The sequence below is a fragment of the Bacillus sp. E214 genome (assembly GCF_008087365.1).
Taxonomy (GTDB): Bacteria; Bacillota; Bacilli; order Bacillales; family Pradoshiaceae; genus Pradoshia.
The window spans coordinates 1,171,232-1,184,397 of sequence record NZ_VENN01000001.1; the positions used below are offsets into that span (position 1 = coordinate 1,171,232).

10 protein-coding genes are annotated in these 13,166 nt (G+C 36.2%); all 10 read right to left on the minus strand.

Annotated elements, in window-relative coordinates:
* Nucleotides 1-174: 174 nt before the first annotated feature.
* A complete protein-coding gene (locus FHY47_RS05380; RefSeq protein ID WP_066103384.1) occupies nt 175-1,467 on the minus strand; it encodes an ABC transporter substrate-binding protein in 1,293 nt (430 codons plus the stop codon).
* Between the two features lie 164 nt (nt 1,468-1,631).
* Nucleotides 1,632-3,413 carry a sensor histidine kinase gene (locus FHY47_RS05385; protein ID WP_066103380.1) on the minus strand — a complete coding sequence of 594 codons (1,782 nt, stop codon included), beginning with the start codon at nt 3,411-3,413 and terminating at the stop codon, nt 1,632-1,634.
* A 15-nt stretch (nt 3,414-3,428) separates the two neighbouring features.
* A complete protein-coding gene (locus FHY47_RS05390; protein WP_148629788.1) occupies nt 3,429-4,988 on the minus strand; it encodes a response regulator transcription factor in 1,560 nt (519 codons plus the stop codon).
* A 770-nt stretch (nt 4,989-5,758) separates the two neighbouring features.
* The gene (locus FHY47_RS05400) at nt 5,759-7,066 is read right to left on the minus strand and encodes a D-arabinono-1,4-lactone oxidase (protein WP_180349966.1); all 1,308 of its coding nucleotides are present in this window, start codon (nt 7,064-7,066) and stop codon (nt 5,759-5,761) included.
* Nucleotides 7,066-8,238 carry an amino acid deaminase/aldolase gene (locus FHY47_RS05405; RefSeq protein ID WP_262365968.1) on the minus strand — a complete coding sequence of 391 codons (1,173 nt, stop codon included), beginning with the start codon at nt 8,236-8,238 and terminating at the stop codon, nt 7,066-7,068. The genes FHY47_RS05400 and FHY47_RS05405 overlap by 1 nt, the downstream gene beginning before the upstream one ends.
* Nucleotides 8,239-8,651: 413 nt before the next feature.
* Nucleotides 8,652-9,353, minus strand: a complete 702-nt coding sequence (locus tag FHY47_RS05410; protein ID WP_262365969.1) for an NAD(P)-dependent oxidoreductase — start codon at nt 9,351-9,353, stop codon at nt 8,652-8,654.
* Between the two features lie 465 nt (nt 9,354-9,818).
* Complete coding sequence (locus tag FHY47_RS05415) at nt 9,819-10,139, minus strand: PTS sugar transporter subunit IIA (protein WP_066103365.1); 321 nt, start codon at nt 10,137-10,139, stop codon at nt 9,819-9,821.
* A gap of 42 nt (nt 10,140-10,181) precedes the next feature.
* Nucleotides 10,182-10,499, minus strand: coding sequence for a PTS sugar transporter subunit IIB (locus FHY47_RS05420; protein ID WP_302621338.1), 318 nt, complete (start codon nt 10,497-10,499; stop codon nt 10,182-10,184).
* Nucleotides 10,500-10,662: 163 nt separating this feature from the next.
* Nucleotides 10,663-11,562: a DUF7916 family protein gene (locus tag FHY47_RS05425; RefSeq protein ID WP_066103358.1), complete on the minus strand. Its 900-nt coding sequence runs from the start codon at nt 11,560-11,562 to the stop codon at nt 10,663-10,665.
* Between the two features lie 230 nt (nt 11,563-11,792).
* Nucleotides 11,793-13,052 carry a PTS sugar transporter subunit IIC gene (locus FHY47_RS05430; protein ID WP_066104263.1) on the minus strand — a complete coding sequence of 420 codons (1,260 nt, stop codon included), beginning with the start codon at nt 13,050-13,052 and terminating at the stop codon, nt 11,793-11,795.
* Nucleotides 13,053-13,166 lie beyond the last annotated feature (114 nt).

Genomic DNA, 13,166 nt, shown 5'->3' on the forward strand with positions numbered 1-13,166 from the left:
TATGATAACTTTGTTTGGTTTTAGCCGGGAACAATATACATCAACTCCTTACTAGATTGATAAAAAACTCGGGAAACGCGCCTGTTGATCAAAGTAGCTCCTATTCTTATAGGAGAAGCCGGCAATTTCCCGAGGCTTGAATTTTCATTTGCTAGATTAGCAGAGACCAACCTATTATTTAATTTGCTGTTCTGCTTGTGTTTGTGCGTCATTCAAGACTTTATCAAGTTCTTTTCCTTTTAAGAAATCCTGCATTCCCACTGCTAATATATCTTCAATTACATACGTGTGCGCACCATAGTTTACTTGTGGTATTTCAGCCACCCATTTAGAAAAATCTTCTGTGATTTTCTGACCGTCAAAGAATTCATCTGCTGCTTTATAAGCCTCACCTTCTGCAGCAGGCTTATACGTACCAATTGCACCAATCTCTTTATTTAGATCCTGATAAAAATTAACGTTCGAACCGAAAGTTTTTGCCAACAAATCTGCAGCCTTCTCTTTGCCCGGAATATCAAGAACATACCAAGAGCTTCCGCCAAGGTTAGTAGCATTAACAGAATTTGCATTACCAGATTGTTTAGGGAAAGGAACAATTGCCCACTTACCTTTTTGAGATACTTCCTGCTTTACTGAAGCTGTCATCCAGTTACCTGTTAGAATGGATGCTGTTTCACCGCTATTAAAGGAAGCAAGATATTGACCCCAGTCGGAAACCGGTTTTGATATATCTGCTTCTACAATCTCTTTGTAAGTTTGAAATGCTTCTTTAAGATACTCATTGTCTGCCAAGTTCGGGGTAACGCCATCTTCCTTCAAATACCATGAACCGCTCGTCTGAATCATTTGACGAATAAGACCAAGATCTTTAGGATCCATTGAAATCATAGATTTGCCAGTGGCTTCTTTAACTTTTTTGCCTATTTCTATATATTTGTTCCAGTCTATACCCTGCAAATCTTCAACAGTGTAGCCTGCTTTCTCTAAATAATCTGTTCTTACATAAAATCCAGATACTCCTGAATCAAATGGAATACCATAATGCTTATCTTCTAAACTGGTAGGAGCAAGTTTGTATTCTGCAAAATCTTCCGCTTTATAATATTTTGATAAATCGAAGAATGCATCTGGATACGCTTTAAGAAAGCTTTGCGCACGATAATCCTCAATTAAGACAATATTCGGCATTCCTTTAGTTGTACCGGAGCTTAAGCTGGTATTAAGTTTTTGGACAATGTCTGCTTGTGCATTTTCAATGATTTTTAAACTAAGCTCGGAATTTTCCTTATTATAATAGTCCTTTGCCATATCGATAGCTTTCACGTTGAAATTTGGATCCCAAGTCCATACCGTTAATTCATTGCTACCCTTTTCTGTGTCGGAAGCCTCTTCGTTCGTTTTTGATTCAGAAGAACAAGCTGATAACAAAAGAATACTGGCTAACAATAATGCAAAAATCTTATTCATTGACATCCCCTCCATCTCTAATTGTAAGCGTTATCAATCCTACATGTATTATGTTAGCACCCCTTTGCTACAACTCGATAGGAAGATATTTTCGTAAACTTGTATTATTTTTGCCAATTGAAAACGTATTCATTTTTGGGAATTTGGAATATCTTTAGATTTTATTACGATTTTTGTTCCATATGAGAAGGAATGATAATCCGTACCTTTGTTCCTTCTCCCTGTTTGCTGGAAATGGTTACTCCATATTCTTCTCCATATATAAGTTGAATACGCTCATGAACATTCCTAACACCGATTCCTGAGAAAAGCTGTCGTTTGTACGTTTGATTAGGAAGATTTTCACCTTGCTCATCCGCTATTCCGTCACCATTATCTACTACTTCACAAATCAGGTTGTTCTCTTCCTGCCAAATAAGGACATGGATAGATCCCCCCGCTTTACGATTGAACCCATGGAAAAATGAATTTTCCATAAAAGGTTGAAGAATTAGCTTAGGCAGATGAAAATCCATACAATCTGGCGAAACCATATAGCTTACATGTATTTTATTTCCATAACGTTTTTGATTAATGAAGACATAGTTTTTCAAATTATCCAGTTCCTGTTTAACAGTAACCGTTTCATTCACATTGCCTATTGTATTTTGAAGTAAGGAAATCAAAGCAGTAATCATAGCTTCCGTATCTTCCTTGCGGTCTTGCTGAACCATAAATTTAATGGAAGCTAATGTATTGTACAAGAAATGTGGATTGATTTGTCGCTGCAGGGCTGCCAGCTCCGCATTCCGTTTCTGTTTTTGCGACAGCATTAACTGCTCAACATATTCATGCAGCTCATCCAGCATGGAATTAAAAGCATTTCCGATTTGCCTCGTTTCATATGTACCTAAAACAGCCACGTTTTGACGAAATTTAGATTTTGGCGCATTTTCAATCTGTCTAACAAGTCTTGATAAAGAATTAGTCAATCTTTTTGATACGAAAAATATACTGACCAGACCTATCAAAACAATCCCTAGCGAGATCAATACAATTTTTCTCTTATCAATTAAATTTCCAAATGTCTTTTCTTTATCAATAATATTAAATAAATACATATCAAAAGAGGGAAGTGCTTCTACAAAAATGACCTGATCCTTCCCTTTAAAACTACCAATCATATAATTATTTGAGTTGTTTTTACTCTCTTTCGCATACCGAAGGAGTTCCACTTCCTTTTGCCCAATAAATTGAGACTGGTTACTGGAAACAATCCTCCCTGATTTATCAATAATGAAAATATCATTCCCAGGGCTAGTATAGTTGGAATAGACCTTTTTGAATTCACTTTCCCTATAAGAAAAATACATGGAGCCATAAACAGTACCGGAAAGTCGATCCATTAACGCTTTTGTAGCTACAACATACCTTCTATCCTCAATACTTCTCGTTTCGCTCTTACGTTCATCATATTGATACAGAAGCCGTTTCGGTTCTTTAAATGTATTGCTTGTTAAGATACTTTCATTAAGCTCCTGATCAGATATCGGCCAGTGGGTACGATTGGTCGTTAAGGTAACCCCATTTTCTCCTTTAACGATGATTTCAAGCTCGTAAGCTTCAATATTCGATTGAATTTGTTTAATATATTCCCCCATCGTATAAAATGAGATCATTTTTTGAGCATTCGTTTGCTCCTCAGTTAGGTTGGTCTTAATTGTGCCGCTTTGTAAAATATTATTTGACGCAATGACAATAGAATAATGAAAAGACTCAAAGCGTTCTTTTATTTCGTTTATTATTTTCGCATTCGTAATACTGAATTTTTCAAAAAAGAATTCCTCCGACATGCGAATTGTTGTCCATGTAATCGTCACAGAAACAAGAATGATAATGGTGAAGGTGATAAGGGAAATCGTAATAAATAAAGTGTGGTGTTTAAATCGCTCGGGTATAAGTCTCATATTTAATCACGTCCCTTATCCTATAAATTGTTTTCTTTTGTATTGACTAGGGGACATCCCCTTTATTTTTTTAAATACTTTGCAAAAATAGCTATGCTCCGAAAAACCGACCATTTCACTTATTTCTGCGATAGTAGCTGTTTCGTTAAGGAGTAGCTTACATGCCTCTTCAATCCGGATTCTATTCAAAGAATCTATAAATCCTTCATGATTATGAGTTGTAAAATAGCTTGAAATATAAGAAGGATTAAAATGAAAATAAGTAGCCACATCGGTTAAGGTAAGCGGCTCTGCATAATGACTCTTTATGTAGTCCATAAACTTCTTCATAGTGATATTCTCTGCTCGATTTTCCATTAAGAATATGCATTTATTCGCTTCCTCAATAAAACAATCCAAAAGTTTAATTGTCTCATTTACAGAATGTGCTTCATCAATGAGCTTGAAAAACGAGTACCTGCTTTGTTCAAGCTCTTTGATATCATAATTCATATTGCCAAGGAGGATTGTAATGTTAAATATGATGTTACTGATAAATGATTTATACTCGAAAACATCCACAAAAAAACAATTAGATAATTTTAGGGCATGATTCCTTAAATAGTGAAAAGCCGAATCAAAGTGCTTATTTCTGAACTCTTCTGTAAACCAATCCAGATTGAATTTTTCACTCCTATGTACAGTCTTAGGTAAAGATCGTTCAGTTAGAACTAAGATATCAGGAAAATAAAAGCGATAGTTTAACAGTTTTAGAAGGCTGTTCTTTAAAATTCCTCCTAATTGACCAAAACTTTGGAATCCCTCCGTTAAAGCAAAACCACATGCGACCTGTGAAGCTGCCAATTGATTAGCAACATCCTTAACCCTTGTCATATGATCTTGATTTGTATTCAAAAGAAATACAATGATATGCGGATCATAGTTAAAAGAATAGTAAGAGACCTCGCTTATCTTTTTGTTGAATACGTTTTCAACCTTAGTTTTGACTTGAATTAAAAATTCAGCAGCACCCTTGGATGGGTGTTTTTTTAAGTCCACACCCAATAAACTGTAATGACTGTAAGGAAAAGCTCTAATAATCTGTTTTGAATCAAAATGTACATCATACCCTAAAACTAACCTGTTGATAATTTGATCGATAGATAGACTTACATTCAGTTCCTTTTCCCTTGATTGAAAACCTGGTATTCTTTTAACAGCGGTTTTTAAAACTTTTAATAGACTTTGCGCCTCGAGCTTTGGTTTTAAAATATAATCGACCACTCCACATTGAAAGGCCGAGCGTACATAGTCAAATTCGCCATAACTGCTCAGGATAATGACCTCTATTTGGGGATATTTTTCTTTAACGACTCGTGTTAATTCTTCTCCATTCATGATAGGCATGACGATGTCTGTAATAATGATTTGCGGACTCAAAACTTCTATCATTTCCAATGCTTCCTGACCATTTGAAGCTTCTCCAACGATTTGAAAACCTTCAGACTCCCAATCTAAATAATGCTTAATTCCCTGTCTAATTAGTATTTCATCATCTACAATCAGTATTCTGCAAATTCCATCGTCTTTTACCATAATCTACCTCCAAATGCTGACAACTTTAATCGTTCAATTTATTATTTATAAGCTTTTAAGTAGTAACATTAGTTGTTGCTACCATATCTTCTATGATAATACCTACAGAAATAGCTTAATGAAGCTGTATATTTTATACCTTTTTAAGAACAAAGGAGTAACTTATCCTAGTTAGGACGCTTCAAATAGCTGCCTCTGATGGAATAGAAGTTTCCGTATTATACCTTAAATTATAAATTCTGGTTCTCTGTATGATAAGTCTCTTTTTATTGCTGAAATGCTTTTATTGATTCAAAATTACCTTGAGTGATATCAGCGGCATAATAAAGTTCGACAGGCAGTCTAAAATGTAGTTTTTGTCAATTCATGGAAAAACAAGTCGAAACCACTCGTGAAAAAAAACATTTAAGCAGGTTGTTATTAGGGTCTTAGTGTTTGTCTGATAACATACTTATTTCGACATTTTGGAAAGGCACTCCTTTTTGCATTACAACGGGGACTCTATTGTTCCAAATAAAGTGGAAACTTCCGAGTAATTGAGGAACATACAAGAATAGCAGCAATATAGCAAACGAAACAGCCCGATCCGATAACATCGAATCGGACTCCAGCTTTTTTTCTGTTTGATAGGTGTTGAAGATTTCACTTGATAGGCAACTATACTTAGTAGCGGTAGGGAGCATACCACTGATTCCGTACCCTCCTCTTGCTGAACATCTGGCCGCCATTTCACTTGTAAAGAAGAATTAGATTATAGTAAGGCCATTCTCTTATTCATCAATAATTATCTTTTTAATATAGTCGTTTAGGAAAATTCCTTGCGGGTCAAGTTCATACCTTATGGCTTGAAAATCCGGCAGTTTGGGGTAGCAGGAATATAATTCTTTTTTACCTAGGCTATGCATTTTACCCCAATGTGGTCTTCCTTCATACTTCCGCATAATCGCTTCCATCTCTTGAAAATATTCTTCATATGGCATGCCTTTATACATATGGAAAGCAATATAGGCGGAATCTCTCTGATAAGAAGGACTAAACCAAATGTCGTCTGCCTTGACCGTCCTGCATTCTATCGGAAAATGAACCTTATGCTTCTTTACTTCAATACACTTTCGAATCTCTTGAATGGCCGGCTTAAAGTAATGAAGTGGAATACAATATTCCATTTCCCTGAACTTCACAAGTCTTGGACTAGCAAAAATCTCATAGCTTTTTGCCGTAATGGTTGTTGTTCCTACGGCCTTTGCAGATATTCTACTTATGGTTTGACTGCTCCTTGGTAACACACGACATACCTCTGACAGTACAAAAAATAAATAGTTTTCAAAAATGAGATTTTTTAAGTTATGAAAGAATAAGCCCTTTGGTTTACGATTTGTAATATTCATCGTTTTAACTTGTACACAATCTGAATATGGGAATAGAAAAAATTCAAAGTGACGGTTTTCATGGATATAGCATTCAAGCTGTTGCTCAAAAAGTGGATATTCTTTTCTTTCACTTCTGTATTCATATATAAGTGTTTTAATTATCTTCAGTTTTACTTTTACAATGATTCCAAGAACTCCAAGCGATATGAGACAAGCATTGAAATATTGAGGATTTTGTTCCTCAGAAACGGTAAGAACATCTCCAGATGCTGTAACAATGACGATTTCTACTACTTGGGTTGGAATATTACCAAACTTCAGTCCAGTTCCATGCGTTCCAGTTGAAATAGCACCCGCAATACTTTGGACATTGATGTCGCCTAAATTTTCCTGAGAATATCCTTCTTGTCCAAGCACTTCTCCTAATTGAAATAACCGGGTACCACCCAGGATGGTAACTGTACTGGCTGCCTCATCGAGTTGTTCAATTCCACTAAGTAAATCAAGAGATATGAGCCAATCATCCGTTTTTACTAAACTCGTAAATGAATGCCCAGCTCCTACAACTCTGATTCTTTTCTCTTGTTTCGACGCTTCTTTAACGATTGAAGCAACCTCCTCAATTGAGGATGGATACAGGATTTTTTCCGGGATACTTTCACATGTTTGAGACCAATTTCTCCATCGTTTGCCTTGTATCGTCTTCATTACAGAAAGCATTTCCCTTCCCCCCGATAGGTAAGAAATCGATCAACGATTTGTTGATTAGCAAGACAAATGATTTCATTAAACCGTTCACAAATTTCTCCAGCTTTCGCTGCCCTGAAGATAATGACATCTCCAATTTCCAACGTTTCCTTTTCATAATAAACAGGGGTTTGCACCTCCCCAGCTCCTTCAAATGACAATAATTTACCACCCGGCGGGTAAATAGGCAATGGCACCTTATCCTGACCATGCACTCCAGATGAGACATATCCACCTCCAAGACAAGTATAAATATTTGGAGTTGGTTTTCTAACGACTGGCAATGCGAAATATAAGGCAGGTGTGAAGCGAAAATTTCGGTAATAATCAAACAACAAAGGAGCATAGAAACCTGATCCCGCTGTCAGTTCCGTAACAACCTCTTCTTTTGATGTAGTTTCAAGACTTCCCGTTCCTCCTCCATTAACAAATACTAATTGTACACCCTCACTCTTAAGAGATTGAACAATCCTCTCCCTTCGCCGTTTGATTTTATCAATTGATTTCTTTTTCATAAAAGCAACAGCCATATTTTTAAGCCTCTGAGATGGCAAATGATCACCTACCCCAGCTATTTGTGCTTCATAACCCATGATTCCCAGAAGCTTTAGCGATGGATATTCCTGTATAATTCGTACTAGCTGAATCACGCCTTCTTCTGTTTTTAATGGGGAACGTCTTACTCCAAAATGGAGATTACCAAATGTGGTGCTCATATCAATATCGATGCATAAATAAAAAAATCCATTTGCTTCCTTAGCAATCGCATTTAAATGTTTAATCTGTTCAAAGGAATCGACCATACAGGTAATTTGATGACCTTTTCCATTTAGTTCAGCTATTTTGCTAAGAGGTTTGGAATCCCAGCATGGATAACCTATCAGGATATCCTCAATGCCTTGTTCTGCAAGAAAAATAGCTTCATAGGGGCTATAACACATTACTCCTTTATAGACAGGATTGGATTGGAGAATTCTTTTTAAAACTGGAATAGACCGTATCGATTTAGTAGCAATTCTGATCGTTTTTCCATTTGCTTTTTCAGCGATTCTCCTGCAATTTTGATCTAAAGCATCTAAATCCAGCAAAAGGGCTGGATAAGATAACTCCTTTGATAATTCATATAGCACCACTAACACCACCACCTCTCATTCTCATAATAAACGAGGAGCATGATTAAAAATAGAACTTATTCAAAATATTCAGACTTATTATAACAATTACGTTTTCAAGGAAAGATAAACGCATAAAAAGTTTATCTTATATTATAGCGGTAGATGTTTTTTAACGGTGTTACCAATACTTTTTCATGGAGTTAAAAAAGCCATTGATATAGTGAACTCATCAATGGCTTTAGACTTAATATAGGAAGTTTTAATAAACAAACATACCCATGCTCTTACTTATAATGCAGTTGCTGTAATGTATCTAGCGGGAATTTTTGAATCTCCCATTAAAGTAATAGTTAATAATATACACAGTACTGAGTAGTTTAAGATTAACACCCTGACCCTCTCAGTTTGTTAAAACGAACGTGTTTTGGAACTCAAGTAGAGATGCCGATTGACGTATGTTCATAACGGCTATCCTTTAATGCTTTTAAGATAAAATGTGCGACGTCAGCACGCGGTATTGATCTTGATTTCTCTGGTACACTTGTTGCAGATTCTCTATACTTTCCTGTAAAGGTATGATTCGTTAGCCCCATCGGTCGAACAATGGTGTAGTTCAATCCATGTGATTGAATATATTCAACTGCAGCCCGATGATCAATTAGAGGATTCTTAAGCATTCTCATGACCAATTTACCACTTAGCCCTGTTAATTCTTTATGGACTCCCGCAGATGCAGTGTAGATAATCCGCTCTACATGTTGCTCCTTCATACCAGTAACAATATTTTTTATCATCTCTTGAAGCTCGATTGATTTTTTCATCCCTTGATTCGAGCCTAAGCAAGATATAACAGCATCATGACCTGCAATCGCTTCTGTTACTTCCGCTAGATTAAAAGCATTTCCTTGTATAATCTTTAAATTTTCATGGGAAAAGTCTAGCTTGGCCGGAGTACGTACAAACGCCGTCACCTCAAAACCAGCCTCAACTCCTTGACGCACAACAGATTGACCTACACCACCTGTTGCACCAAACACGATAATTTTCATAACAATCCACCACCCTTTCTTATTATCATCCCAACATTCCCAGAATGCCCACTGCACATTTCTTGGACCAATACTTTTATCCATTCCTGAGTCATTCTAAGGAAAACTATGGATTGTTCTCTGTATTAAACATACCTACTTACACTTGATTGACTATTTAATATAATCATATAATTATCTGTTGGTTTTATCAATTTTCACTACTTATAAAAACAATTCTTTATCAGTGACGTTCATTATAGTAGAATAGCTCAAAATGACTAGCGTAAAATCGTATGCTAGGGTATTCAATTAGGGATTCTTTCCATATTTAGTACTCCTTTAATCTACTACGATAATAATCGGACTAGAACATCCAGTGCCAGCCTATTTCCGCACTACTCTAGTGTCCATATCTGGGAACGATGTGATTTAGAAGAAATCTTTTATACAAACTGGGTTTAAAAAAACCGTAACTAAATATAAGCCGAAATACACGTAGCCCTTTTTGTGGCTATGTGTATTTCAGCTATTTTAAATGTATGCAAATTTGTAAGCAGTCCACATCTTCTATGCTGTACGCTTATATAGTTCAATCATTTCTGTAACTAGAATTGTAATCGTATCAACACTCATTATCTGGTCTTCCGCATGCATAAATATAAGCGAGAACTCAAGCTTTTCTCCATTTGCCTCTCTTTGAATTAAAGAGGCGTGCGTTTTATGACCTTCTACAAAGAAATGTTTTGATTCAGCTAACTTTTCTTCTGCTAATTCATATTTTCCTTCTTTCGCCGCATAAAGCGCTTCCATTACTAAGCTTTTAGCCGCACCTACGTTACTAATAATCTTAAACGCCACAGTATAGTAATCATTTGCTTCTAATGACATAGTATCCCCCCTTCTCGCCTTCCATTAACAGCTATCCTTTTATCACTTGTTTTCAATTATTTGCAGTGCTTGATCAAGGACCTTTTCACCATTCATCATACCGTAATATTGCATATTAATTGCTGCTACAGGAATGTTTTTCCCGACCAGTTTTGATTCAATTTGATTTTGCATATATTTCACTTGAGGTCCTAATAACAATACATCTACATTTTTCTGTTCGAGAGTAAATTCCATTTCTTGTGCTGATTGGGCAAAAATATCAGCTTGGATTCCACGCACTTCTGCTGCCTTTTGCATTTTTGTCACTAATAAACTTGTACTCATTCCTGCTGCACATACTAACATAATAGTTTTCACTGTTAGTTCCTCCTTTGATTTCATTCTTTAGTTTAAAGATGTCAGTTAATAAGGATATATAAATATCTGTTCACGCAAATTTCTTCCAATGAAAATAATGAACTATAGCAGGCAAGGCATTGGGCTTATGCCTCTATTGTCTAGTAAACTAAGTATATGAGCCTTACCTATTGATAGAACGAGCAACCATAGAGACTGTATGCCGAATACCACGAATAGCTTTACTCATCGCAAATATATTTTCTACAGGAGCAAGACCGGCGTACCCCGCGTCACCGATATGTTGAATATCCACCCCACAAATTTTATTCCGGATAGCAATTTGTTTAACCGTGTCTTCATCAGAACTTTCTTGGCTTGTACCAATAGCAGATAAAACAAGGGCACCATGTTGATGGGCACTTTTTACAATCTTCTTTAGTTCTTCATCATCAAAGCCTGGAACAGTCCCCACTGCAGGAACTAAAATAATATCTGCACCTGAATCAATATAACCTTTCACCACTTCTGCATCTGCAACTGGCTCATCCACTCCTGCTCCATGCATTTTTCCTGCGATAATTAATCCCGAGAAATGTTCTTTAGCAAGCTGTATCGTTTTTTGGATCTGCTCATTTGTTACACCCGTGCCAGGATTTCCTGTAAAACATACAAAATCAAGTCCTAATTTTTCAATTTCCTGTATGGTTTCTAGATTAGCTTGACGACCTTTTGAAATGATTAATCTTTCTTCTGCCATATTCGCTGAATTGTCCACTGGCTCTAGATTAACACCAATAGGACGGCCGACCAATCGGTGAAGTGCCTCTACGAATGAACCTTCTTCGTTTTCTAATCCTGCAATATGTGGCGAAAGCACATCAACACCATTCAAGAGAATTAAGTCTGCTCCAAACGAGCGGGCAATTTCTGCATTTGTAATATCTTCAATATAAGGTTCACGAACCGCAACATTTTCAGACATAATAACGCGTCCTTCGCATGCTTTAATACTTTGCTTCAACTCTACTGCAGTCATTTCCAATATTTCTGATGCATTTGCACTGATTAATCGTTTTTTCATTTTTAAAGTCCCCTTCATTGCTTTTTTGAACTAATCCACTAATCCTGATCATTCATACTTTTACACTTCAATCTCTTCATTAATAGTGGTAGCCCAGAGTATGTTTTCATTCTTAATTAATCAAGAATCATTATTTGCATTGGAACTATCATTTGATCCCTATATTTTTTAGTTTCATTGAGAACAAATCAAAAGATAAATTAGTAGTTCAGTAACTTTATATAGTCAAACTATTCTTGCGATTTGAAACGCTTTTCAACAGCTAAAACGAATGGCAAGTAAAGTAAGATATCCAGTATTATTAAAACAATCTGCAAAATCGCCCCGCTTATATCACCTGTAACTAAAAATCCACTGAATATTGGAGGCATTGTCCAGGAGGCTGCTGCTCTAGTTAACGGTACTAAACCCGAGGCCATTGCTAAATACGTGACCACTACATTTATCATTGGAGCAAGAATAAATGGAATGAACAACATTACATTCAATACTACTGGTATACCAAACATAGTCGGTTCATTAATATTAAATAAACCTGGTACAACGGTAATCGGTGCCAATGCTTTTGTTTGTTTGCTCGTTTTCTTTTTACGTGCTAAATATCCGAGAACTAAAACTAAACCAATCGTAGCTCCGCCCCCGCCAATATAGACGAAGTTATCCATAAAGGGTAGTGTAATAATATTTTGTAATTCTTGACCAGCTTGATAAGCCACACGATTTTCATCTAAGTTGGCAATCCATACAGGCTGCATAACTGAGTTAACTACATTACCTCCATGGATACCAACAAACCAGAATAAACTATTGAGACCTACCACGATGATTGTACCAAAAACGTTATTTCCCAATAACCCTAATGGTTTACCTAAGATGACTTGCGCAATGTCATGTACATTTGGTAAATCAAACGTACTTAGAATAGAATAAATAATTAACCACATCGTTATAATTACTGCACCCGGAATAATGGCACTGAAGCTTCTGGCTACAGCTGGCGGAACGCTTTCCGGAAGTTTAATCTGAATATTACGATTAATGAACCATTGATATATATAACCATTAAGCAAACCCATAATTATAGCAATAAATAAACCTTTCGCTCCCATATAAGCAATTGGCATTCCAGCTCCAGCATCAGAAGAAATAAATGGAGTTGCAATAATAAATGCAGACAATGAGATAATGCCTGAACCGATTCCGTCTACATTAAACTGCCTTGTTAAACTATAAGCAATCCCAAAACTGGCTATTAAACCAATTAACCCAAAACTACTGTCAGTGCCTTTCCATAAAAAGTCTGCGATTCCCATCTTACCCAACCATGCTTCCCAACCTGGCACCGGGAAACTAGCTATAATCATAAAAAGTGAGCCAATAATAATTAACGGCATTGCAAACGTAATACCATCTCGTATAGCAATCAGAAATTTATTACTACCTAATTTTCCAGCAATGGGCATCATTTTATTTTCCAACAGTTCATTCATTTTGCTCACTGTATAATTCCTCCTCAAGGTTCATATCCAAATGAATTACATTTATAGAATGCTTTTAATCTTATAAGTAATCCTTGTATCGTTCTTAGCCTCCTTTGAAAATCA